Origin of the sequence: Flavobacterium sandaracinum (assembly GCF_004349135.1) — a bacterium.
Lineage (GTDB): Bacteria > Bacteroidota > Bacteroidia > Flavobacteriales > Flavobacteriaceae > Flavobacterium > Flavobacterium sandaracinum.
In genome coordinates this window covers 137,717-162,346 of sequence record NZ_SMFN01000003.1, presented here as the reverse complement: position 1 = coordinate 162,346, position 24,630 = coordinate 137,717, and the positions used below count along the sequence as shown (strand labels likewise).

The following is a 24,630-nucleotide window of genomic DNA, read 5'->3' as shown; positions in this document are numbered from 1 at the left end:
AAGAATGCAGCATGAAGAAACGGAATACCAATCTCTATTTATTCTTGTCTTTTCTCTTTTTATCTCTTGTTTTCAGCATGTTTCTATTTACAGAACCGTGCGTTTTTTTCTTGGTTACACCAGGTCCACCCAAATTGACTTTTTTATTCTTTTTACTTTTTTCCTGAAAAGCGCCATCTCCGTCTAGTTTCTGTTTTTTCATCATAAATTTAATCGGCTGTCTGTCTTTTTCAGGTTCGATTAATTTTGAAGAAATTTCAACTGTTTCTGGAAAGGATTCGATGGCTAATTCCATATTCATTAGCACTTCGATTTCTACTTTATATTCCTCCTCGCGAGGAGCAATCATGTTTATTGCGGTTCCTTTTGCATCGGCACGACCCGTTCTACCTATTCGGTGCATATACAATTCAGGTAATTCGGGCATTTCAAAGTTAACAACATGAGTAATATTGGAAATGTCCAAACCTCTTGCCATAATATCCGTTGTAATTAGACCACGCAAGTTTCCTTCTTGGAACGAAGCCATGGTACTCAAACGATAATTTTGAGATTTATTGGAGTGGATTACTCCAAATTGATCCTCGAAATCTTCCTCGATGCGTTCATGAACCATATCTGAAATCTTCTTATTATTCACAAATACTAAAACACGACTCATGTCCTCGTTGTTTTGCAATAGGTGTTTTAGAAGATTTATTTTGGTATTAAAATTAGGAACTTGATAGGCTGTTTGTTTGATATTCTCTAATGGTGTACCTGAGGCAGAAAGTGTAACTTCTTGAGGGTAATCAAAATAGTCGTTCAAAATAGCATCTACTTCATCTGTCATCGTTGCCGAAAACAGAATGTTTTGACGTTTTTTCGGCATCATGGCTAAAATTGATGTAAGCTGAGTACGGAAACCTAAATTTAGCATTTCATCAAACTCATCGATTACCAGCTTTTGCATTTCTTCAAAACGAATCACATTATCCAATGTTAAATCCATTATTCTTCCTGGAGTACCTACAAGAATATCGCAACCTTTGTAAACGGCTGTCTTTTGGGTGTTGATATTAACACCTCCAAAAATTCCAATCGTTCGAACCGACATGTATTTTGTCAATTTCTCTACTTCTTCTGCGACTTGAACTACGAGCTCCCGTGTAGGAACCAGAATCACTATTTTGGGAGTATGTCCCGGAGTAAATTTATATAGTTTTAGCAAAGGCAATAGGTAAGCAAATGTTTTACCGGTACCCGTTTGAGCGATTCCCATCATATCTCTTCCTGACATTATCACAGAAAAAGTTTTTTCCTGAATAGGAGTAGGTGTTGTAAATCCTAGATCGTCTATCGCTTTTTGTACGGATTTAGGAAGATTGAATTGCTCAAAAGTAGTCATTTGCTTAAATTTTTTGCAAAGATAGTCTTTTTGAAAGTAATGCTCAAAATCAAAATTGCTCAGGGGTTTTATAGTATTTCATTTCAATTAGTGCGGTAATAATCGCTTTACTCGTAATACTAATTCGTTAGGATTAAAAGGCTTTGCAATGAAATCATCAGCACCAAGCTTAAATGCTTCGCTCACAGAATGTTCTTCTTCGCCCAACGCCGATAAAACAATTATTGGTATTGCTTCAAAATTTTCTTTAACATGACTAATTACTTCAAGTCCAGACTTGTAGGGCAGAAGTAGGTCAGTGATTACCATGTTGGGATGAATCGTACCTAATTGTTCGGTAGCACTAAGACCATCTCTAATAACGATCAACTGATATCCTTCCTTATTTAAGATGAATGTGAGGATTTTAATCATTAACTCATCATCTTCAATAATTAGAATTTTTTTATCACTGTTCATTGGAGCTATTTTATTTGTTGTAAAGTTCTATTTCATCAATCATTACCATTGGTTTTTTATTTTTTCGTTTTCGCCAACTCGGTAAGTTTTCTTGATTTTGTATTATTAATTTTATTTTTTCAAACCTTCTAAAACTATCATCTGTGATAGTAATTTCATTGCTTTGTACTTCGGAAATATCAGCTAAAGCTACTAATTTTTTTTCAGTTATCAAGTTCCATTGTTTATTTTTATATCCTAGTAGTGTAATTTTTTGGGGGAGAAAAATCCAATTTCTTTGATTATCTAAAAAATGAATTTTTATTTGATTAAAATCTAAATTATTTGTAATTATTTCAATTTCAGGATCGTTTCCGTACCAACCAATCCAATTAATATTGTAATCTCTATGGCCATTTATTCCATCAACTAGTCCAGCACTTCCTTTCCCTGAATATTCTGTTGATGGTGGTGTAAGTAAATTAACTGCAAGATTTTCTCCAATATGTGTAGCGGTGTTTTTCGTGATTTCGAGCCAGTTTTTATAATATTGGTCGGGAGTTAATCCTTCTTCGCTCAGTTCATAAATTCCGAATTCATTACATGCTTCAGCAAAATTAGATACTCTTTCATTGAGTCTAGGTTTGACTTCTTTATCGCCATTTTCATTGACGTTAAACATACCGTGTTGTTCTTTGCCGTAAAATTTAGATTGCTCAAAAAATGCATATTCTAATGTAAGGCGTAATTTTTTTATTCGGGAATATAAAATGGGATCTTCGTTTACTGCCATTGAAGCCTCATCTAATAGTTGGTCGTAACGATCCATCGCTTCTGGAGTTAGAAAAGTATTCCTACTTTGGATTGGTCCGGAGTAAATCTCTAATGCGCGATTTGAATTTTCTTGGTTTGTGGACAATAGATTTAAATATTCTTTAATAGAAGTAGCTGCATTTCCATAAAAGCCTCTTAAAAAATCATCGGTATTAGCTTCAATATCTAGTTCAGTATTCCATAATAATTTGGCTAAAAGATATTGCCTTAATTCCGAAAAATCTCCAGGCACATCTGCATAACCTTGTGCAAATAATCCTTTGACATTGTTTTTTTTGAATAGTTTGTAATTATCAGAAAAAGTATGAATGTTTGGAAATGGGGATAAGTAATTCGAAAATTGAACGGTATAATCCCATAAATACAAATGAGAAGCCGTTTTGCTCCAGTCTTGCATTATTTTGACAAAGGATTTGCTGGTTGGATCTTTTACGATTGACTTTCCTCGATTCAATTCTATCGGGCAAAATAAAGTGTAAATGTTAGGCTCTATTTTTAAATTTATCGGTGCTTTGTAAGTGTGCTGGTATGCTAATGTTACAATTTTAGTTTTAGGAAAATGTTTTGCAATTTTATTCATAAAGAAATAGAGCGAGCCTTGTGGTCCTCCATGATTTTCATTGAGTGATTTGCATTTGCTACATTCACAATAAACCGCATCGTCATTTTGACTGACTGAAATGAATGATGCTTTGGGATTATCCAAAATAATTTGGTTTATTTTTTTTATGACATTTTTTACTGCAGTTTCATTAGTCATACATATTGATTCGGGTCTTCTTATCCCTTCATATAAAGCAAAAAATTCAGGATTTGTTTTAAAATATTCTTTTGGTGGCAAAATGGTATGAAAGGAATGTCCCCATGTGCTGAAATCGTCCAAATGCCAGTCTAATTTATGCCAATCGCGAAAATCTTCATCAAAAGCATCTGGATAGAGTATCACTCGATATTCAAATGAAGGAGTATGTAGTTGGGTTGTGTTTTTTGGAAAAACTATTCTTTTTAATTTGGGGATATACAGGTCTGTTGCAGTGAATTTTCTAAAACCCCAATTTTCAAGTAAAGTATAAACGGCATAACGAAGTAGTTTTTCATTGGTTGCAGCCAAAAAGATAGTGTTGTTATCGCTTTTTATGCTAAAACTATTTTCATCTTTTATATTTTTTGAATTTGTAACTTCTAGATGTATTTGCGCAATTTTTTTGGCTGAATGATCTGCATAACTTTGAATGACAAAAGGATTAGAAAAGCTTTTATCTAAATATTTTTTTAAAATTATAGCAGCTGGTTTTGCGTTGTCATTAAAGAATTGGATCGTATTTACTACCTCCGAGTTATTATCGATGATGATTTCAGACTGAGCCATAGTTTTATAGTTACCAAGAACCAAAAAAAACAAAATGTAAATTAAGGTCAAGCGCTGATTGGACATATTTTAAAATTTATATTGGAACATTAATGATAATTCCAATTCATTTTGTGTCAAGTTAGGGACATATTCTTGATCATTGTAGTTGACCTGAAGTCCCATGAGATAATGGTTGTTAAACATTCTGAAATAGCCGGCACCTAGTCGATAGGAATCTAATGAAACTCTTTCTTTGAACTGTCCTAAAGTTGTTCGGTCTTCTGGGGAAGATCCATATCCTGAAGTCAAACTTATGTAATCAAATCGTGTTTCAAAATAATACCGCATGGTCAAGGTTATTGCCGGGTAAAAATTCTCTTTATCTGCTTGAATGAAAGTTCGTAAATTTATCCAAGAGGATCCAATGTATTTGCCTATTCCAACAACAATTGTATTAAATTCTGTCCCATCCTGTGTCTTTAAATAGCGCAACCCTAAGTCTCCTTCCCAGCCCTTTTTAAAATTTTGATAAAATGAATAGCCCAATCTTATTTTTGGAAAAACAAGATCATTACTGAATGCAGCACTTACTAACGAATAATTGTTTTTTCCGGTGAAAAAATAGGATTCGGCTTCATATTGAATCCCATCAGCAATGCTTTGTCCAGATGATAATCGATCCGCATAATTAATACTTCCAATCAATGAACCCCATTGTCGCTCCCTTATATACTGAAAACCCATTAAATGCCATGGTCCATAACCTTTTCGGTCAAATGTAGTGTAGCTATAATTGAGCCCCAATCGATCTGATTTACGTTTTGATTCTAGTTGCAGAATGAGTTGCGTATTGGCATTATCATTTGGGTATTTTGCTTGTAATATTTTTAAATATTCATATTCTTTTTTGCTATCCTTCTGTAATTGGTACAAAGAGAGTTTCTTTTGTTCAAAGTTTTTATTATTGGGGTAAGCTGTAAGGGCTTTGTCTATTATATTTTCGGCATCGTTAAATTTTTTATCCTCTAGTTCAAGATTAATTAAGTAGTTGAATGTATCCTCGTTATCTGGATTTTTTTGGATGTAGTAGTTGTAGTAATACCGGGCACTATCTTTTTTTTGCAAAAAATCATAGTTTCTTCCAAGGATTAAATAATAATCCAAATAATTAGGAGCAATTTTCTTTCCTAACAAAGCTCTTTCAATATTTTTTTGATAGTTTTTATTGGTTTGCATGTCTTTTATTATGACCGTGAGGAGACTATCAGTATTAATTTTTTGAGCTGTTGCGTCAGCATTGCATAGAAATAATAGATAGATGAAAATACTACCGATTTTTATAATTTTGTTTAGAATCATGATGTTACTTTTTCAGTTGTTGCAAATCCTTTTCGAATCATTACGCCCCATTTTTGTTCTGTTTGTCTAATAAAAAACCAATATCCCTTTAAAGACGCATATACGTTTAGAGGATGATATACAAATGGTTCAATGATGGCCATAAAAATTAATATTAATAGTTCTTTGTAATTAGCGTAGCTTTTGTACAATAAATCGTCTATTAAAATAGATATTAGCGTAATTAAAAAATAAAATAAATACACAAACAAAGCTACAGTTAGTAAAAATTCAACATTGATGGAATGATTAAAAAAACCTATAGTTAGTATTACAACTCCAATTAATTCTATTATTGGTACTAGGAATTCAAACACAAAGAAAAAGGGTAGAATCAAAAATGCTGTTTTACCATATTTTGGGTTTAAAAACATCTTTCGATGTAAGAAAAGCGTTTGTACTAGTCCACGTGCCCATCTAGTTCTTTGTCTGATTAATATTTCTCTAGTATCAGGTACTTCTGTCCAGCAAAGAGATTCAGGAATATATTTAATTAAAAATTTCTGTTTATTTTCATGCATGTATTTTCGCATTCGGGTAATCAGTTCCATATCTTCACCTAACGATTTATGCCAATATCCACCTACTTTGATGGCGATTTCTGTATCAAACATACCCAAACCTCCAGAAACTAATAGCAAACCATTGATTTGGCTCCAGGCCATTCTGCCAAAAAGGAAAGAACGTACATATTCTAATTCCTGAAATCTAGGATACCAGTCTTCGGGGAAGTGGACTTTGTGTAAAAAACCATCTTTAACTTCGCAGGAATTTGAAATTCGGATGCCAGCGCCTGTTGCAATTACACGCTTTTCATTTTCCATGAAAGGTTTCGCTAATTTTAATATTGTGTCCCTTTTCAGAATGCAATCGACATCTGTGCACAAAAACAAAGGATATTGAGATGAGTTGATTCCTGCATTCGATCCATCCGCTTTACTTTTTCCATTTTCTTTATCCACAACCATTAGTTTTGAATAAATGGGATTAGTCGATTTGTAATGTCCACGAATTGGTTTGGTCACAATCTTTTCCTGATAATAAAAATCAACTTTAACCAACTCAAATTCAGTAATTAACTTCATTAGAGTATCATCTGTGCTACCATCATTGACGATAATGACTTCATATTTGGGATATGTTAATGACAATAATGATTTTACATTATAAACAATACTTACACCCTCATTAAAGGCTGGAGCAATTACAGAAACACCTAGCAAATGATTTGATCGGATAAGAATATCCTCCGAAATATATTTTTGATACCTTAGATGTTTTAATATGGCATAATAGGAAAGAATGGATAGAAAAATGTAAAATAAAATATAGGTAAGTGAGAAAGTTGAAATAAATATTTCAAAAACGTAATAGAATTGATGTGCAATCTGATTTCTCATTATAGGTATATTTCTCTGGCGTGTTGCATCATTTTATTGATATCAAAATCTTTTGTAGCTAAAATCTCTAATTGAGTGTTGCTTATTTCGTTTAGGCATTTTACGGCTCTTAATTTAAGATCCTTATTGGTTGTTTTCTGAATTATATTTTCTAAAAATGGAATTAAATTTACATCACCTATTACCATTAATGTTTCTAGAATTTCTAACTGAACTTGCAAAGCTACGTTATCAAACAGCAGTGTCAATTCATCTTTTGCTTCAAATAAAAATAGTTCTTTGATTGTTTTAATCGCCTCTATTTTTACACTGTTGTCTTCCCTTTTAGTCAAAGCTATAATTTCTTTAACTCTATTTCTATAATTGAAGAAAACCATTATTTTTAAACCTAATTTAACAACTGAATTGTTATCGGCTTGGATCCACTTATCAATATTTTTAGGTAATGGTATTTTTTTTTCATGTAGAATATCCATAATTTTGATCAAGTTCAGATGTGAAATAATAGCAGATTGATTTATTAAACCTTTCATGTAATTTTCGGTTAAAGAGATGTAAGCCATATAAGCATTAGACCGAATTACAATATTAGAGTTTTTTAGATAAGGCTTTATCAATATACTTCCTTTTTTATAATCTAAAGCTTGAAAATGATAAAAGCCTGCACATTTATAAAAGCTTCTATAATTACTTATCAAGCTTTCCGAATATTTGTCTAGTTCTAAGAACTGATAAAATGTATTTATCTGCTCAGTTGCTCTTCCTTTTAAATTTCTTTTAAATTGGATCATTGCATTAATAATCATTTCTTTACACCAAGATTTATGAAATGGAACTTCTTTTTTGAATTGCAATAATTCTTTTTTTAATTTTTCATCGTTGTGATTTGATAGAATCATTTCAGTCAAAAAAATCTCTACTTTGTCACTTAGGGCCGCTCGAATTGGCATGGTATATTCAAAGTGAATTCGTTTCAACAACAGGAAAATTATCAAAAGTACAGTTAATAATAAAAGAAATGGTATAATATAATTTTTTAGTAGTAAAAAGAACAAGTCGATGATTGGTTGCATTTGATGATCTGGTATTATAAATTTATTACTATTAACATAGAAATTATAAAGTTTTTAGTTTTCATGGGCGGAATGTGCGCGTTTTTATAACTGTTGATGATTATGATAATAATTAATTTTTTCTTGATTTTAAAGTTTAGAAATGGACAAAGAAAATGTATAAACAAGGACGAAATTAAAACGTTAAATCATTAAATGATTTTTAAGACATGTTTTACTTTATTTGCTTACAAAGTTATGGATTATTGATAGCTAAAAAAAAACTTTCCGATGTAAAGCAATTAAATCCCGTAAAGCACGTAATCTCACCAAACAAAAGATATGTTTTAAATCCTATCAATATTTCTCAATTTATTGCGCCAAAAGTGTTGCAATCTTAAAATGTATAGTTAAAGTGCATTAGTAAGATTAAAAATAGACAGGGTGTCAAATTGGTAACGATTTTATATCCTTTTTATTAGTTCTTTTGAGCTTGTATGTTTATTTCTTATGATAAAAAGATCTTCTATTTAGGGTAGACAATAAGCAAGTCAAAATTTCCATTTTAACATGTTGTTTTAAAGATATTTCAACTTAAGATGTTGATGGTTTCAATTCGAGTCTATTTGAGGAAGAATGAATTAAATTGGATTTAACAACAATGAGCTCGATATTATATCGAGCTCATTGTTGTTAACTTTTTTTCGAGGCAAGAAACAGTCTAAAAAAGCTTCCGAAATTTATGTACAAGGTGTGTGCCCCTTTTTTTTGCTAAATAAAAACTTACTTCTTGATGATTTTAGCTGTAGCTGTTTTTCCGTCTATGATGCCTACAAGATAATAGATACCAGTGGGTAGATTGCCTAAATTTATGTTTGCAGTTCTATCGAAATTAGGATATGAATTTATTTTTTTTCCAGTGGCATCAAAAATCATCAACTCATCAAATTTTGTAGGTACTTCCACAGTTAAAATTTCAGCTACTGGATTTGGATATATATTAATTTGTGTTTGAACAGCGTTATTATTTAGGTTAGGTTCTGTTACATTTAGTACCACTGTAGTAGGTGTAGATAAACTATAACCGTCGTAAATTGCATATTGAAAAGTATCTGTGCCTACGAAATTAACAATAGGAGAATATTCAAATGAGCCATCGGTTTGTAGATTTAAAATTCCACTTTTAGGATTTTTAAAAACAACCGTCATTTTTTCTGTTCCGTCTAAGTCAAAGTCGTTCTTGAGCAAGCCGAAAGGAGCATTGACAAAGGCAGGATACTTACCATCATCAAAAGTGTACTCATCAATTACACTGATGGCACTTGTGTTAAATTTCTGTAAATTGTCCTGCATCACGTAAAAAGATATTTTTCTTGTCTCTGAAATATTTTTTAAATCATTCGCATTCCAATCATTCCAAATAAATCTACTGTCGTGCTGAAACCAATTTTGCTTATAGTAAGCATTTATTTTGATTCCGTCAGTAATTGCTTCTTCTTTCGACGGGGTTTCTTTGATGTCATTCAATACGGTTTTAGTATTAGGAGCTACAAAATTGATATAGTTCCAAGGCAAACGAATATGAATTGATTTATCGTCAATAGTTACTCCGTCGTTAGAAGAATAGGGTTGAAAATCATAATTTACTTGTAAATTTCCTATGTATTGGATATCCGCATTCGAGTTAGTTCCATTGTTTTTAACTCTAACTATATTCCAAGGTTTACCATTAGTGGCTGTTGAACGATACAATTGGTTTGCTGTTGAAACATTATGCCAAATACCAAAAGTATCATAAGCTTCGGTAACGTATAATTCGGCAGAATGATTGGTTATTTTCAAAGCAAATTCACTTCTGTTGGGTATGGTAGCTCCATTTGGAAGCAAAGATTCTCCCAGAGTTGTGTCATAAGTATCTAAGGCTACCCAAATTTCATCAATGGTTTTAAAAGGTTCTTTTAAATCGAGCTTGATCTCCAAAAATTTGAGGTTCGCATCTGCGCTTATTTTGGTTACGGCATCTGCACTGTTGTCTTTCAAAGTTTTAAATTGAGAGGCTTTTTCGAAGCCCAACAAACCAAAGTTTTGTTCAGCAGAATTAAGGTTTTGCCATAACACTCTACTTTCAGGAGTATAATCCAAAGCATCTGCAATCCAAGTTCTTTTGAACCATTCGTCCATAAGTGAAAATTGGATACCACCACCACATTGAGTATCGAAAATTGATTGCAAAATTCTCATATTTGCATGTCCCTGGTTGTATTCGTCAAATCCACCGTGATTCATACCAGATGAGGTGTAATGTGCCGTTGTCCAACTACTAGGAACTCCATATTCGGCAATAATTAAAGGGAATTTGGTATAATGAGATTTAAGTTCTTTTAAATAGGCTTTATAACTGTTTGGGCCAAAATTATCAGAAGTACTTTGATAAGAGGCTTGATCACCAATAAAATCAGGATAATACGGATAGGCATGATAGCTCAAGAAAATCCCCGCTGGAGCATTTACAATTTCAATTTTAGATAAATCAATTTGCTCACTATCTTCGGGGTCATTTACTACGCCAGTATGCTTCAATGGGTCTAACGTGGGCCAACTTGAAAAACTAACAGGTCTTTGTGTGTCAAAAGTATTTTGTTCAAATTCAAGGACGAAATTCATCATTCTAGTTTCCCACTCTTCAGCAGGTGTAGCATTCGTTATTTTAAGATGTTTACCAGTAAATTGGGTGTTGCTAGGATTCAAAAGATTAGTTGTTGCTACCTCTTGCGGGAAAACTTCTCTCCCAATAATGTATGCCAGACACCATTTTGAAACGTCAGTTGTATATTCACCAGAAGCTTTTCCGAATCGCTCTGGAATTGTGTTGTTCCCATGCAAACATTTTATATTGTCTTGGATTTCTAGCTGGAAAGTATTAGTCAAAAAATTCAAGTCATTATTATAATTATGGGCTTCCTCGTCAAGCCAAACTCCCTGCATAAAAAGTAAAGGGTTGTCAGGATGTAAGTTATTATAATCACTCAAAGCTTTATAGAAACGAGGATAATGCAAAGTGTAAATTCTAAATGAATTGAAACCCGCTTCTTTTATTTCTCCAAACCAATGCATATATTGTTCGTATGTAGGAGCCAATTCTCCGGGAAATGTGCCAGGAATACTAACGCCTAAATTAGTTCCCTTTATAAAAAAAGGTACGTAAGATTCTCCATTCCAAATGGTTAAAAAGTCCTTGTTTGTAGCAAAAGGATATTTATTAGTATTTTGTCCAAACGAAGTTGTACATATTAAGATAAGATTTATCAATAGTACTTTTGCGTAGTTTTTTTTCATAAATATTTTTTATTGAAATATACTTTATTATTTGTAGTTTCTTTCTTGGCTTTTCCAAGGCTAAAATATAATTTTTTTACTTGTTACGGTTGATTTATAGTCCAAATTTCGTGTCACAAGCAAATTTATCTTAAACACACATACTAGGTCAGGGCCACTAAATAAACCCAATAATAATCACCAGTATTAAATAGTTCTTCCTAATGCGTGATACCTAATTGAGTGTACTAACTGTTTCGTTGCTAGTTGTACGCTAAAACACATGCAGTCTTGAGGGCGCTGTATGGATCTCTGTTAAATTCTTTTTCTTGTACAAACATTGGAAAGGCGGATAAAAAAATCAGTAGAACAATTAATTTTAAAATAATTATAGAAATCAATTTTCTAATTTCCACTTTTTTAGATCTATATTATTAATGTTTAAACTTTGGTCATTCCTTTTCGGGTCATCTCTCCCCATTTCTTTTTTTTGTTAAAATAGTAATCTAAATTTCCTCTAATTGCGGCATATAAAATGAAAGGGTGATTAACAAAAGGTTCTAAGAAAGCAATTTGTAATAAACGAATACCAGTTCCTTTCTTTTTGTATTGATGATAGGTTAACTCCTCTGTAATTAATGCTATCAAAGAAAAGAAAACCGTAAATATATAGGCTAAAATAATCAAAGCAAATGCATAATCCCATCTGATTTTATCGAATATAATGAGAATCCCAAAGTAGAGTATACCTACAAATTCTATTACTGGAGCCATTCTTTCGAAAAAAAACCAATAGGGATAACTCAGTAATCCCAAGATCTTATATTTTGGATTGAATCCAATTTTGCGATGTTTTCTTAAGGTTTCGATGGTTCCTCGAGTCCATCTGTTTCTTTGAGAAATAAATATTTTATAGTTGTCAGGCGCTTCTGTCCAACAAAGCGGATCTGGAATATAAGCTACTTTATATCTTTTGTTCTGTTCTTCCATATAGGCTCTCATCCTAACCACAAGTTCCATATCTTCACCTACAGTATTTTTATCATAACCGCCAACCTTGATCGCAATTCTTTTATCAAATAAACCAAAAGCGCCTGAAATAACTAACAAGCCATTCAGTCTGCTCCATGCCATTCTTCCTAATAAAAAAGCACGAATGTATTCTAGAATTTGCCCTTGCTCAATTAGTTTTTTGGGAAAGTTCACATCGTGTAATTTACCATCTTTTACTACACAGGAATTCGCAATTCTAATTACTCCTCCAGCAGCAATAACTTTTCTATCCGTTATTTCAAGAAATGGTTTAATCATTTTTTGAAGGGAGTCTTCTAATAGGAGACAATCTACATCTATACAAGCTACATATTCACTGTTGCTAATATTAAGTCCCATGTTTAAAGCGTCGGCTTTTCCTCCATTTTCTTTATCGACAATAATTAGTTTTTCAAATGCAGGATTAGTTGATTTGTAAATTCCGTTTCTAAGAGGTTGGGTTGGGATTTGTTCATTGATTAGGTAGTCTATCTTAACTAGATTATACACTTCAATTAATTTCTCTAAGCTATCGTCTTTACTACCGTCATTTATTATAATTACGTCATAGTTTACATAGTGGTTAGACAATAAAGAACGTACGTTTTCAACAATATTTAAACTTTCATTGTATGCGGGAGCTATAATTGAAATGGAAGGAGCGCTATTTGAAGACATTATTTCTTTGTAATTAACATAACTGTTTTTACGCTTGTACTCAATAGTCTCTATTGCGGAAATTGCCGCAAGTAAAAGGTAAGATGCTATAGCACTCACACTATAAATTAAAAATAGATAGTGAAATAATTCAATTGTAGTTTGGATTATAGAATCTCCCATGCTTAATTTTTTTCTATAAAATTAACGATTTTCAGAAATGAACCTTCAGAGGATTCGCTTTTTAAAGTACTAAATTTTTCTCTATTGACTATTTTTAAAATTTTCAAGGCTACAACCTTAATTTCAAAAACGTCATCATGGATATATTTCATTATAAAGGATTCGTCATTACTTTCGTATAAATTTTCCATCATTTTAAAAAAAGCGATCTGCTCTTCTTCACTGCGTTTTTGTAAATCCAATTTTAAAATTTCTTTGGCTTCTAATACGTTTAAATAGCTCAATACATCAATGGCCTCTAGCCTTACTTCTTTATTGATATGGTGCAACAACTGCATGATCTCGTTTTTTCCTTCTAATTGATTGTAAATTTTGGCTAATTTTAGCGCAAAAAGAATCACTGAGTCATTAGAAGATTGCAGCCAAGAGGTGCTGCAAGAAATATTTTGATTTTCTAATTTTTGCAGTACTTCTAATAGTTGAATCTGATCCCATTCTGAAAGTGGTGTTTCTAATAAATCTAAAAAAGTAAGTCCTTCAAAATCAAATAAATTGACCATATACAATTGCATCTCCTTTCGGACTTCTGGTCTAGGATGATTTAGGTGAATTATTACTTGATCATAAGCTTCCTTTATCTGAAATTGTTTTAATTCTCGGATTCCTTTGGCAATCACAAACCATTTTTTATGACTTAATCGAGATAAAGCATAATCTACAAGTTCCGTTTGATAATAAAGATATTGGATAGACTCAGCAACTTCACCTGAGATTTCATTTTTCAACTTGACCAAAACTGCAATTAAAATTTTTCTTTTAAAAGGATCTTTTGCATAATTTTTTAATAAATCAATAATCGCTTGTTGTTCTAAGCTGATTGCTTCTTCTTCATTTCCAGCATAAAGATAAGTGATAAGAGCATATTCGTATTCTTGCTCATACGCAGCAGTGATTTTTTCTTTTTTTCTTAGATAGCTTCTTAAATATTTCAAATAAAGAATTAGGCCACTAATTAATATGAAAAACAGACCACTTATTATCCAAGCTGCTTGAATGATAGGTGGTGAATCATTAAAATAGTCAATCAAAAAAATGGAGGTATTCATAGTTAAACTCAGGGGTAATTCATCCGTACTATTAAGGCAATAAGCGTTTTACCCTGAGTACTAGTTCGTTTGGACTCAAAGGTTTACTCATGAAATCAGTAGCGCCTAGATCAAATGCTTTAAGAACAATTTTCTCTTGTCCTGCGGCTGAAAAAACAACAATAGGAGTAAGTAGATTTAATTTATTTCTTACATGACTGATTACTTCTAATCCGCTTACAAAAGGCATCATAATGTCTGTTAATATTAATTCCGGATTATGTTCTTCAATTAATTCAATTGTTTTCTTGCCATTCTCCGCTATAAAAAGGGAATATCCTTCTTTTTCTAACTTGAATTTAAGCAACATCGAAAGCATCGAGTTATCTTCAGCGAGAACTATTTTTTTAGCACTATTCATATTAGATTAGCTTTGTTTTTTTGCGAAAGCAAAAATATTAATTTTAAGTAGGTTGTTGGTAAATGTTTAAGGCTTTCTGCCATTTTTCTTATGATTTTTAATCAAAATAAATTTTTACCATAGCTTTAATTTTACTATTTTTTATTTTATGCTCATGAACTCTAATTACACTATACGAAACATTGTACTTACGCAAAATTACCTCTGTTGGTTTTGGCGAGTTGATTTCAGTGATTTAACACCAAAGTTCATATTAATCCAACGTGCATCAAAACACGAACTATTTCTTGTTTTGTAAATAGGGATACACTATTCATTATACCGTTATTGTTCTCTTAGTAAAGAATTTAAAGGATTTTACATAGAATAAATAATATTCAGAATAGTGAGATGACTATTTGTTTACACAAATAGGATTCATAAATAACGGTAGATTATTAGCATGTACGAGTGAAAAAAGAAAAAGAAGTTTTATGAAATTTATCCTCAGATCATCGGGAAGATTAAACCAGAAAATTGAATCTTTTAATCCGGTCTGAGAGTGATTTGATTGGGGACGAAAAAGACTATTGAACGTAATACTATTTCGTAGCAAAAGACATAAGTAGGTTTTCATGTTTTTGTTAAATTTAAGTTAAATTTTGTAAATACATATGTCACAATTACAGTAGTGGGGACTATTGTACAGCAACTATATGGTATAAAGATAGATATAATAGTGATATAAAAACTAAAAAGTCCCTTTAGTGTACTAAAAACCCTCAAATACTCCTAAGCCAAACAAAGCAAAGTCATATTTAACAGGATCTATACTATCTAATTTTCGAAGTTGCAAGTCTAATTCTGCGACTGCTTTTCCATCATTTTGCTTTCTAGTCAGTAGTCCTAATTTTCGTGCCACATTTCCTGAATGTACATCTAATGGGCAGGACAGGGAAGCGGGAGAAATACTTTTCCAAATTCCTAAATCAACCCCTTTATTGTCTTGTCGAATCATCCACCGTAGGTACATGTTGATTCGTTTTGCTGCGGAATTATTCAGCGGATCCGATATGTGTTTTTGGGTTCTGTACTGATGTGGAATTTCGAAAAATATTTTCTTGAATTCATAGATGCTTTTTTGCATCGAATGGGTTTCCTGATGTTTGCTAAAAACCGTTTCTAAACCGCCATGATTCGTGTAAATGTGTTGTAAACTTTTAATAAAAGTGGTAAAATCTATTCCGTTAAAAGTGCGGTGAACAAAAGTTTCCATTCGTTCCAAATCAGTTGAAGTATGTGACATGACAAAATCATACGGCGCATTTCCCATTAAATCCATCATACGATGTGAATTTTTAATGATCATTGTTCGGTTTCCCCAAGCGATTGTCGCGCTCAAAAATCCCGCTATTTCGATATCTTCTTTTTGCGAAAACAAATGCGGAATTTGGACTGGATCACTTTCTATGAAGTCGAGTGTGTTGTATTGCAGGACTTTTTCGTCAAGGAAAGATTTGAGTTCTAGGGTTGTCATAATTTTGGAACAGATAATGCAAATTTGTTAAATTACCCGAAAAAATCAATTCGTTTAAAAATCGCAAAGAGATTCTTGTTGTAGTTTATTGGAAGTAAATATAGGAGTTTTGAACTTCTTTGAAGAGGAATTTTGTAAAAACGTTTTTAGACATAAGTACATATTTTGGTAAATTTCAACAGAACCAATAAATGTTTATAAAAAAAACCTCGTTTAAATTGCATTAAACGAGGTTGGTATTTAGAATTTATTCAGATTTATTTTTTAATAATTCTTTTGGTGGATGTACCTTGATCTGTACTCACTTTAACCAAATAACTGCCAATGTTTAGATTGCTCACATCGATAGCATCTACATCTTTTTCTATACTTTTAACTAAAGCCCCTGTTATACTATAAATTTCTACTTTTTCTATTTTCTGGTTGAGTGAATTTAAGAATAGAGTATTTGTTACGGGGTTAGGATACAAGGTCAATTTTAATAATTCTGCATTTTGTGCTAATCCTAATGTATTATTAAATATAGTTTTAATATAAAAAAGATTTGCAGTATCTGTTTTTAGGATAGTGTTTAATCCCGAAGGAACTGATGGAATGGTAACTATTCCAGCATTCGCAGCATAAGATACTCCGTTAAGTTTAACTTTTCCTGTAAAAGTAGCATCGAATACTAAAGTCAGGGTTGACACTGCTGTCGTAGTATATGTAATTGATGTTGAAGACTCTATTTTCAAACGTGCAGTTAATGTTAAACCATCATATGTAACCATTCCGGCCGTGGAATTCATATTTCCTGCAATAGTGTAAAAATTACTAACTTTTCCGGATGTTGTAAAATTATGAATTTCGTCACTTGGAATAGTTCCGGCAATTAAAATACTTCCTGAAGCTGATGCTGGTGTACCTGCTGTACCACTCGTAATAATGGAGAAAGAAACATTAGCAGTAGGAGTTCCAGATATAGTAATTGTCTTGGTTGGAATATCTTTAATAAAACTAATTCCTGATGAAGGTAGCCCGCTCACAGTTGCATCGGTTGCATCTCCGCCCCAATTAAAAATCATTGACTCAATGGCTGTATTTGAGGCCACGGTTTGGTTATTGTCTGTGCCAGAAGCTAGGGTTTGACTACTAACAGCAACTACTGTTTCGCCTTGTATGGCCACCATATTTGATGAATAGTTAGTAAGGGCATTTTTTAGTCCCAAAATAACAGCATATGACTTATCATCAACAGTATTGTTAAATATCCATTTTAAATCTCCACCCGAAACCCGTCCTGAATATTGCATTACTTTTGTTTTGGCTACTGCAGGTTCATCAATGACTAAATTTTTAACGTATAAATTTGGATCAGTATCAAAGTTGTTGTGTGTATTTGCTCCTAAAAACGATTTAACAGTAGCGGGTACCTGGTCACCACGATTAGTTGGTACAAAAGCATCAAAATCGATGGTTGAACTAATTTTGCCTGCAATATTATAGAGTGGATTAGGGTCGCCATAAGCAACAAAACGCATATTATTAGTGGCGATATCTGCATCAAAAGTATTGTTGAAAGCCTTGATAGTTCCGCCGGCTTCACCAGAGAAAGTTCCCATTGTGCCAGCATTATTCTTTTGATTTGCTTCATCCCATATATCAGTACCTTGCATAGAGGTCAACATTGGGTATTTACTATTACGAAAATAGTTACCTTCTACAAACAAAGACGATCCATTAGTAGAACCTGATCCGTATTTAGAAATCCCATCAAAATAATTGTTATAAATATGTGCTGAGTAGTAACGAACACGAGGGTGGCGAGAATCTGAGTGATCGAACCAGTTATGATGATAAGTCACATACAACCCAACCGTTGTTCCTTCGCTTAAACCTAAAAGACTCGCTTTTCCGCTGTCCCAAAAGTGATTGTAGGAGAACGTACAATAAGTTGAAGTTTTATTGTCTAATGCGCCATCTCCTTTAATTTGATCTGCATCACTACCTGCGTTACCGTAAAAAATATCGTTATTATGAATCCAAATATGGTCATTATTTTGTTGCATTCCAATGTTGTCACCTGCAGTGCTGTTGCAGTTCATTAATCCAAGATTTCTAACCTCAATATTTGATGCTGATTTAAGACGTACTCCCCATCCATTACCAACAGCGTCATCACCAACTCCTTCTAAAGTTAGATAACTGTTGACATTGTTAGCGTTTTCAATAGTTACATCACCACCTTCCATTACAGTCATATCAGTAATATTACCTATCAAACGGATTATAAATGGTCGAGTATCTTTGCCTTTTTTAATTGCATACAAAATATTTTGCAAGCCAACACAAGGATTTACACTAGCACCGGTAATGTTCATTGAAATTGTATTTTTTGTGTTTTGTGTAATATAAAGAATTACAGCTCCAGTTTTAGGAGAACCGTCTGCTTTGTAACCACCAGGAACTCGACCGCCTTCAAAAGCAAAACCGGTACGGTCATGAGTTGAAACGATTATGGTACCAGTTGTAGTCCCTGTACCTTCAACATTTGCCGTTACAGGTTTGACTGTGATGGTATAATTTCCTGGAACTAGTCCTAATACATCGGCACGAAAATAACTGCCATAACTGCGAATAAGCTGTGTTTCGATTTTCTTATCGATTTGACCAACACCTGTATAATAAACATTGTAACTGTCAGCTCCTGAAACGGGAGCCCATTTCACAAAAGCAGACTCTAACCATCCTCCAGTTTCATTAATTGTAACATTTGACCAAGAGTTTAATGAGGCCAATAAGATGGTAATAAAAAGTAATAATTTTTTCATAATTAGAATTTTATGTAATCGATTGCGCTAATGTATAATAAAATTATTATTTTGCAAATATTTATAAAAAAAATAATGATTTCTCTTTTTTTTATGTTGGATAAAATATAGATTTAATTTTTTTATTTCTAATAAAATTTTTAATTTGTTTACTTGATTATTTTAATTTAAGTCAATAATAAAAAGGGTTAAGAAAGAATTATTTTTAATTATTGTATATTTATATGATTTACGACAGACTGAAGTTTGTTCTTTTTTTTTTGGATTAATAATTGTCTATTTTAATATTGCATTATTTACTTACAACATTAAAATTAAAATGTAATCGATTGTAATTGTTTTAAAATTAATTAAAAAAGGAGGGAAAAAAGATAATTAGGGTATAATGTTTATTTCAATTTATATTTCCTTTGCTATATGAAATAATAGTAATAAAAGGAAATTAAACCGACTGAACAACTAGTTTCAGTACTGTTATCGGAATCAAATATTATTTTTTCGTACTTCAGGAATTATTACTACATAGTCGATTGCCCAAATAATAGTCATCTTGTGAATTTTTAATGATCATTGTTCGGTTTCCCCAAGCGATTGTCGCGCTCAAAAATCCCGCTATTTCGATATCTTCTTTTTGCGAAAACAAATGCGGAATTTGGACTGGATCACTTTCTATGAAATCAAGTGTGTTGTATTGCAGGACTTTTTCGTCAAGGAAATCTTTAAGCTCCGATGGATTCATTATTTAAAGTTTAATGTTTAAAGTGGTTCTCGTTTCAAATGAATTTTAAACCTGAAACTTTAAACTTTTTAAGTGCTAATTAAACCATCTACCATTACCAGTTTTCTGTCGGCCATATTGGCTAACTCTTCATTGTGTGTCACAATCACAAAAGTTTGACCTAACTCATCTCGTAATTTAAAAAACAATTGATGTAAATTTTCAGCAGAAGCCGTGTCGAGATTTCCTGAAGGTTCATCAGCAAAAATAATAGCGGGTTTATTTATCAGCGCCCTGGCCACTGCCACCCGTTGTTGCTCTCCACCAGAAAGCTCATTGGGTTTATGGTTAATGCGATGCGAGAGCCCTAAATAAGCTAATAATTTTTTAGCTTCGGTCTCTGTTTCCTGTTTGGGTTTATTGGCAATGAAAGCGGGAATACACACATTTTCCAAGGCGGTAAATTCCGGTAGTAACTGGTGAAACTGGAATATAAATCCTAAATTCAAGTTTCTGAATTTTGATAAGGTTTTGTCATTCATCGTCAGAATATCTTCATTGTTGATGCGCAATTCAATTCCATTTCCGACTGTTGGTTGGTCCAAGGTACCAAGAATTTGCAAAAGCGTCGTTTTTCCAGCACCGGAAGCGCCAACTATAGAGACTATTTCACCTTGCTTAATATGTAAATCAACCCCTTTTAAAACATGCAGTTGATCGTAATATTTATGTAGATTTTTGGCTTGTATCATTTTGAAACTATTTTCACAAAGAAACAAAGATTTTAATGATTATTAAATGCAACGCCCATTATTTTGCCTTGACAAAGTATAAACTTTAGTTAATAGGCTCTATTCCCTGCTCTTTTTTAAATAAATTTGATTCAAATTGACATATTATGAGAAAAGTAATTGGAGTTTTTTTGGCACTATTGCCTTTTTCATTTTGTGCAAAAGAAAAAGATATAATGGTGCCAAAAAGTATAGAGACAAAAAATATGGAAATACAAAACGGACAAGAAATAGCCACCTTCGCAGGAGGCTGTTTCTGGTGTACAGAAGCAGTTTTTTTAGAATTGAATGGAGTAAGTAAAGTGGTTTCAGGATATATAGGAGGAAACACAGTGAATCCTACTTATCAGGAAATTGGAACGGGTGATACAGGCCATGCTGAAGCGATTGAGATTACTTTTGATCCCAATAAAATTAGTTTTGGTGAGCTGCTAGAAATATTTTTTGCTACGCACGATCCCACAACGTTGAACCGTCAAGGGAATGATATTGGGACGCAATATAGAAGTGAGATATTTTATCACAATGCAGCCCAGAAACAATTATCCGAGGATTATATCGCTTTGATGACGACTGAGAATACATTTGGAAAACCAATTGTTACTAAAATTTCATCAGCAACGAAGTTTTATGTTGCCGAAGATTACCATCAAAACTATTATAACCAGAACAAAACTCAAGGATATTGCAGTTATGTAATCACACCCAAAATTGATAAATTGAAAAAAATATACCAAGATAAACTCAAAAAATAATTGGCATTAGATTTGTACGTATTCTGGAAAATAATAATCTAAATACTATGACAGAACAAGTGTCCGTTAGCGCAGTAAATAATAAAACCAGAAATCTGGTGTTAGGAATCCTGTTTGATGCCATTGGAATGCTTTCGTTTACCGTTCCTTTTATCGGAGAATTTTCAGATGTGATTTGGGCTCCTTTAGCCGGTTTTTTGATGACTTGGATGTATAAAGGAACAATAGGAAGAGTAGGAGGAGTAGTGACTTTTCTGGAAGAAATTTTACCATTTTCAGATTTTATTCCAACCTTTACCTTAACCTGGATTTATAATTATTTAATTAAAAACAAAGATGCCTCGTAATTCGAGGCATTTTTTGTTAGTCGTTAAATAGAAATCCTAGTCCCATGCGTTTCAGCATTTTTTTTTCGAAAGCCCAAAAGAATTTGAACTGTCCAAACAGAAATCCTATTAAGACCAATAAGACTTGATAGATAGGAAAAATTAGAATTAACCGAACAGGAGTAAACCAATAGCCTAAATCTTCTTTTGTAATTCCAAGCCAAAAACAAAACGGTTTTGAAAGCCATGCGGATGCAGATCCAGTTATTGCAAAAACAATAAATATAATGGTAAGTTGAAAATTGCTATCAATTCCCCAACGTTGTTTGAGTTTATTCATCTTTATTTATAATGATTACAAATATAGTAACATTATCTGATGGGGACAAAACCAAAAAGTTTTTGTTTGTAGGTATTTTGGAAATAAATCATGTAATTGTATATTAAATAATTTACTTCATAACCATAATCTATTTGAGGGTCATAATTTATTATCATTTCGTATAAATTGGGATCGAAACGTAGCGGTTGCCTTACCCGACTGTTCCATTCCGTAATATAAAGCTGATTTTTGTTTTCTAAAAAAGATTGTGAGTGATAGTTGCGAGGAAAAGCTCTTGAAATAAGCCAGCTATTAAATCCGGGATCAATAATAATTACCTCGTACTCCAGTTCATCATTAGCAATTCGGATGGTATCGCCTTGAGCAGCAACAGATTTTTCAGTACTTGGAAATGTAGTTTTTGAAGTGTTACAACTCAAAAACACACAAAAAAGGACCATTATGATGTAGAAACTGTTTTTCATGATGAAAAAATTGAACTATAAAGTTACAAAACAAATCATTGATTGGTAGGTTTTTAAACAAAAAAAGAGACTGTTTTTATCAAACAGCCTCTCATTAAAATATTTATGAAGGAAAAACTAGCTTAACAAACTAATAATTTGTGAAGCTAATTCAGTTCCGATTCTGTCTTGTGCTTCTCCTGTTGCCGCTCCAATATGTGGAGTCAACGAAATTTTATGGTTCATCAAAATAGCCATTTCAGGAGTTGGTTCGTTTTCAAAAACGTCTAATCCTGCAAATAATACTTTTCCTCTGTCTAATGCTTTTACTAACGCCACTTCGTCAATAACACCGCCACGGGCACAGTTTACGATCCCTACACCATCTTTCATAATGGCAAGTTCTTTTTCGCTAATGATGTAACCATCTTGAGCGGGAACGTGTAATGTAATGAAATCAGCTTCTTTAAAAACCGATTCCAATGATTGTGAAACGATGGTAGTCGTGATAGATTGTCCGTCAAAAAATTCAACTTTAACATCCACTTGTGGGATAAAACTATCGGCAGCGATAACTTTCATTCCCAATCCTAACGCCATTTTAGCGGTTGCCTGACCAATGCGGCCAATTCCAACAATTCCAAGTGTTTTTCCTCTTAATTCGATTCCGTTTGCGTACGCTTTCTTCAAGCCGTCAAAGTTGGTATCGCCTTCAAGAGGCATATTTCTGTTTGAATCGTGCAAGAAACGAACACCAGAAAATAAGTGTGCAAAAACTAATTCTGCCACTGATTCTGAGGAAGAAGCCGGAGTATTGATTACGTGAATTCCTTTGCTTTTAGCATAATCCACATCAATATTGTCCATTCCTACACCACCACGTCCTATAATTTTCAATCCAGGACAAGCGTCAATAATGTCTTTACGAACTTTAGTCGCACTACGCACCAAAACTACACTCACATTATTTTCATTAACAAAATTAGCCACTTGCTCTTGCGCTACTTTTGTCGTTATCACTTCAAATCCACCTTTTTCTAAAGCTAGAATTCCACTTTTTGAAATTCCGTCATTGGCTAATACTTTCATTTGTGTTTTATATTTTAAGATTGTAAAATTTAAATATTTAAAGATTCAATCTGGGTTGTTTAATGTAGTGATTGATTAAAAATTGATTTTTCAAATCTTTAAATCATTCAATATTTTAATTTTTAAATTGCTTTTTCCAAAGCCTGCATTACATCAACTAATACTTGAACACTTTCTAACGGAAGCGCATTGTACATAGAAGCTCTGTAACCACCTACGGAACGGTGTCCAGGCAAACCTGAAATTCCCGCTGCTTTCCACATTGCATCAAACGTGGCAGCATGTGCTTCATCATTTAATAAGAAAGTAGCATTCATGTTTGAACGGTCTTCAACAGCTGCAGCACCTTTAAATAAAGGGTTTCTGTCTATTTCTCCATAAAGTAATGCCGCTTTAGCATTGTTAATTTTTTCAATAGCAGCAATTCCACCAAGGTTTTTCAACCATTGTAAGGTCAATAAAGAAGCGTAAACAGGGAAAACAGGCGGCGTATTGTACATACTTTCTGCTTTGATATGGTTGGCGTAATCCAACATACTTGGGATTATTCTACCATTTTTACCTAAAATTTCATCTTTTACAACAATCAGTGTAGTTCCTGCTGGACCCATATTTTTTTGTGCTCCAGCATAAATAATATCAAATTTAGAAAAGTCTAATTCTCTAGAAAATATATCCGAACTCATGTCGCACACTACTGGCATATCAACTGACGGAAATTCCTTCATTTGAGTCCCAAAAATAGTGTTATTACTCGTGCAGTGGAAATAATCAGCATCCGCTGGTACAGTATATCCTTTTGGAATATGATTGTAGTTTTGTTCTTTCGAAGAAGCCACGGTAACAGTTTCTCCAAAAAGTTTTGCTTCTTTTATCGCTCCTGCAGCCCACGTTCCCGTATCCAGATAAGCTGCTTTTCCGCCCTCTTTCATTAAGTTGTAGGGAACCATTAAGAATTCTAAACTCGCTCCTCCAGCAAGAAATAAGGCGCTGTAGCCTTTTCCTTCTAGACCTAAAAGTTCAAGAGCAAGTGCTCTGGCTTCATCCATAACGGCAACAAAATCTTTACTTCTGTGCGAAATTTCTAAAAGCGATAACCCGGAATCATTAAAATTTAAAATTGCTTGTGCTGATTTTTCAAAAACTTCTTGCGGTAAAATACAAGGTCCTGCGCTGTAGTTGTGTTTTTTCATGGTGTAGTTTATGTCCAAAAAATTAAAGTGCAAATTTCGACAATAGGAGTTTAAAAAGCGTTAATTAATTCGGAATAATTGCACTTTTTTCAG

At 32.9% G+C, this 24,630-nt stretch carries 19 protein-coding genes and 1 pseudogene; 2 read left to right on the top strand and 18 right to left on the bottom strand.

Annotated elements, in window-relative coordinates:
* Positions 1-34 precede the first annotated feature (34 nt).
* The 14 genes and pseudogenes from E0F91_RS04010 to E0F91_RS03945 form a co-directional block, all read right to left on the bottom strand.
* Positions 35-1,387, bottom strand: a complete 1,353-nt coding sequence (locus E0F91_RS04010) for a DEAD/DEAH box helicase (protein ID WP_132065066.1) — start codon at positions 1,385-1,387, stop codon at positions 35-37.
* An 87-nt stretch (positions 1,388-1,474) separates the two neighbouring features.
* Entirely contained in the window at positions 1,475-1,846 is a 372-nt protein-coding gene (locus tag E0F91_RS04005) for a response regulator transcription factor (RefSeq protein WP_132065065.1), read from the bottom strand.
* A gap of 10 nt (positions 1,847-1,856) precedes the next feature.
* Positions 1,857-4,028, bottom strand: coding sequence for a DUF4838 domain-containing protein (locus E0F91_RS04000; protein WP_132065064.1), 2,172 nt, complete (start codon positions 4,026-4,028; stop codon positions 1,857-1,859).
* 69 nt (positions 4,029-4,097) lie between these two features.
* Positions 4,098-5,369, bottom strand: coding sequence for a YaiO family outer membrane beta-barrel protein (locus E0F91_RS03995; protein WP_132065063.1), 1,272 nt, complete (start codon positions 5,367-5,369; stop codon positions 4,098-4,100).
* A complete protein-coding gene (locus tag E0F91_RS03990; RefSeq protein ID WP_132065062.1) occupies positions 5,366-6,808 on the bottom strand; it encodes a glycosyltransferase family 2 protein in 1,443 nt (480 codons plus the stop codon). The genes E0F91_RS03995 and E0F91_RS03990 overlap by 4 nt, the downstream gene beginning before the upstream one ends.
* Positions 6,808-7,881, bottom strand: a complete 1,074-nt coding sequence (locus E0F91_RS03985; RefSeq protein ID WP_165930085.1) for a HEAT repeat domain-containing protein — start codon at positions 7,879-7,881, stop codon at positions 6,808-6,810. Before E0F91_RS03985 ends, E0F91_RS03990 begins: the two co-directional genes overlap by 1 nt.
* Before the next feature lie 762 nt (positions 7,882-8,643).
* On the bottom strand, positions 8,644-11,196 hold the full coding sequence (locus tag E0F91_RS03980) for a T9SS type A sorting domain-containing protein (RefSeq protein WP_132065060.1): 2,553 nt from the start codon (positions 11,194-11,196) through the stop codon (positions 8,644-8,646).
* Positions 11,197-11,616: 420 nt separating this feature from the next.
* Complete coding sequence (locus tag E0F91_RS03975; protein WP_132065059.1) at positions 11,617-13,047, bottom strand: glycosyltransferase family 2 protein; 1,431 nt, start codon at positions 13,045-13,047, stop codon at positions 11,617-11,619.
* 2 nt (positions 13,048-13,049) lie between these two features.
* On the bottom strand, positions 13,050-14,153 hold the full coding sequence (locus tag E0F91_RS03970; protein WP_132065058.1) for a HEAT repeat domain-containing protein: 1,104 nt from the start codon (positions 14,151-14,153) through the stop codon (positions 13,050-13,052).
* A gap of 31 nt (positions 14,154-14,184) precedes the next feature.
* The gene (locus tag E0F91_RS03965) at positions 14,185-14,553 is read right to left on the bottom strand and encodes a response regulator transcription factor (RefSeq protein ID WP_132065057.1); all 369 of its coding nucleotides are present in this window, start codon (positions 14,551-14,553) and stop codon (positions 14,185-14,187) included.
* Positions 14,554-15,304: 751 nt separating this feature from the next.
* Positions 15,305-16,069 carry a TIGR02757 family protein gene (locus tag E0F91_RS03960; protein ID WP_132065056.1) on the bottom strand — a complete coding sequence of 255 codons (765 nt, stop codon included), beginning with the start codon at positions 16,067-16,069 and terminating at the stop codon, positions 15,305-15,307.
* A gap of 257 nt (positions 16,070-16,326) precedes the next feature.
* A complete protein-coding gene (locus tag E0F91_RS03955) occupies positions 16,327-18,879 on the bottom strand; it encodes a pectate lyase family protein (protein ID WP_132065055.1) in 2,553 nt (850 codons plus the stop codon).
* Positions 18,880-19,432: 553 nt separating this feature from the next.
* Positions 19,433-19,618, bottom strand: a pseudogene (locus E0F91_RS03950) (DUF2400 family protein); the annotation flags it as partial.
* Between the two features lie 68 nt (positions 19,619-19,686).
* Positions 19,687-20,349, bottom strand: coding sequence for an ABC transporter ATP-binding protein (locus E0F91_RS03945; RefSeq protein ID WP_132065054.1), 663 nt, complete (start codon positions 20,347-20,349; stop codon positions 19,687-19,689).
* A gap of 245 nt (positions 20,350-20,594) precedes the next feature.
* Between E0F91_RS03945 and msrA the strand changes: the two genes are divergently transcribed.
* Together msrA and E0F91_RS03935 are read left to right on the top strand one after the other, a co-directional pair.
* Positions 20,595-21,143 carry a peptide-methionine (S)-S-oxide reductase MsrA gene (msrA, locus tag E0F91_RS03940; RefSeq protein WP_132065144.1) on the top strand — a complete coding sequence of 183 codons (549 nt, stop codon included), beginning with the start codon at positions 20,595-20,597 and terminating at the stop codon, positions 21,141-21,143.
* A gap of 47 nt (positions 21,144-21,190) precedes the next feature.
* The gene (locus E0F91_RS03935; protein WP_132065053.1) at positions 21,191-21,490 is read left to right on the top strand and encodes a hypothetical protein; all 300 of its coding nucleotides are present in this window, start codon (positions 21,191-21,193) and stop codon (positions 21,488-21,490) included.
* A gap of 16 nt (positions 21,491-21,506) precedes the next feature.
* On the opposite strand, the gene E0F91_RS03930 is transcribed toward E0F91_RS03935, so the two are convergent.
* The 4 genes from E0F91_RS03930 to serC form a co-directional block, all read right to left on the bottom strand.
* A complete protein-coding gene (locus E0F91_RS03930; protein WP_132065052.1) occupies positions 21,507-21,809 on the bottom strand; it encodes a DUF6787 family protein in 303 nt (100 codons plus the stop codon).
* A gap of 32 nt (positions 21,810-21,841) precedes the next feature.
* Positions 21,842-22,276 carry a DUF6146 family protein gene (locus E0F91_RS03925; RefSeq protein ID WP_132065051.1) on the bottom strand — a complete coding sequence of 145 codons (435 nt, stop codon included), beginning with the start codon at positions 22,274-22,276 and terminating at the stop codon, positions 21,842-21,844.
* A gap of 117 nt (positions 22,277-22,393) precedes the next feature.
* Positions 22,394-23,344, bottom strand: coding sequence for a D-2-hydroxyacid dehydrogenase (locus E0F91_RS03920; protein ID WP_132065050.1), 951 nt, complete (start codon positions 23,342-23,344; stop codon positions 22,394-22,396).
* A 122-nt stretch (positions 23,345-23,466) separates the two neighbouring features.
* Positions 23,467-24,537 (bottom strand): 3-phosphoserine/phosphohydroxythreonine transaminase, encoded by a 1,071-nt coding sequence (gene serC, locus E0F91_RS03915; protein WP_132065049.1) that lies wholly within the window; start codon positions 24,535-24,537, stop codon positions 23,467-23,469.
* Positions 24,538-24,630 lie beyond the last annotated feature (93 nt).

Excerpts from the sequence above, each read along its gene's own strand:
- E0F91_RS03980 (WP_132065060.1), bottom strand. The coding sequence starts at position 11,196 with ATGAAAAAAAACTACGCAAAAGTACTATTGATAAATCTTATCTTAATA.
- E0F91_RS03960 (WP_132065056.1), bottom strand. The coding sequence starts at position 16,069 with ATGACAACCCTAGAACTCAAATCTTTCCTTGACGAAAAAGTCCTGCAA.
- E0F91_RS03970 (WP_132065058.1), bottom strand. The coding sequence starts at position 14,153 with ATGAATACCTCCATTTTTTTGATTGACTATTTTAATGATTCACCACCT.
- msrA (WP_132065144.1), top strand. The coding sequence starts at position 20,595 with ATGGAAATACAAAACGGACAAGAAATAGCCACCTTCGCAGGAGGCTGT.
- E0F91_RS03975 (WP_132065059.1), bottom strand. The coding sequence starts at position 13,047 with ATGGGAGATTCTATAATCCAAACTACAATTGAATTATTTCACTATCTA.
- E0F91_RS04000 (WP_132065064.1), bottom strand. The coding sequence starts at position 4,028 with ATGGCTCAGTCTGAAATCATCATCGATAATAACTCGGAGGTAGTAAAT.
- E0F91_RS03985 (WP_165930085.1), bottom strand. The coding sequence starts at position 7,881 with ATGCAACCAATCATCGACTTGTTCTTTTTACTACTAAAAAATTATATT.
- E0F91_RS04010 (WP_132065066.1), bottom strand. The coding sequence starts at position 1,387 with ATGACTACTTTTGAGCAATTCAATCTTCCTAAATCCGTACAAAAAGCG.
- E0F91_RS03925 (WP_132065051.1), bottom strand. The coding sequence starts at position 22,276 with ATGAAAAACAGTTTCTACATCATAATGGTCCTTTTTTGTGTGTTTTTG.
- E0F91_RS03930 (WP_132065052.1), bottom strand. The coding sequence starts at position 21,809 with ATGAATAAACTCAAACAACGTTGGGGAATTGATAGCAATTTTCAACTT.
- E0F91_RS03920 (WP_132065050.1), bottom strand. The coding sequence starts at position 23,344 with ATGAAAGTATTAGCCAATGACGGAATTTCAAAAAGTGGAATTCTAGCT.
- E0F91_RS03945 (WP_132065054.1), bottom strand. The coding sequence starts at position 20,349 with ATGATACAAGCCAAAAATCTACATAAATATTACGATCAACTGCATGTT.
- serC (WP_132065049.1), bottom strand. The coding sequence starts at position 24,537 with ATGAAAAAACACAACTACAGCGCAGGACCTTGTATTTTACCGCAAGAA.
- E0F91_RS03990 (WP_132065062.1), bottom strand. The coding sequence starts at position 6,808 with ATGAGAAATCAGATTGCACATCAATTCTATTACGTTTTTGAAATATTT.
- E0F91_RS03935 (WP_132065053.1), top strand. The coding sequence starts at position 21,191 with ATGACAGAACAAGTGTCCGTTAGCGCAGTAAATAATAAAACCAGAAAT.
- E0F91_RS03955 (WP_132065055.1), bottom strand. The coding sequence starts at position 18,879 with ATGAAAAAATTATTACTTTTTATTACCATCTTATTGGCCTCATTAAAC.
- E0F91_RS04005 (WP_132065065.1), bottom strand. The coding sequence starts at position 1,846 with ATGAACAGTGATAAAAAAATTCTAATTATTGAAGATGATGAGTTAATG.
- E0F91_RS03995 (WP_132065063.1), bottom strand. The coding sequence starts at position 5,369 with ATGATTCTAAACAAAATTATAAAAATCGGTAGTATTTTCATCTATCTA.
- E0F91_RS03965 (WP_132065057.1), bottom strand. The coding sequence starts at position 14,553 with ATGAATAGTGCTAAAAAAATAGTTCTCGCTGAAGATAACTCGATGCTT.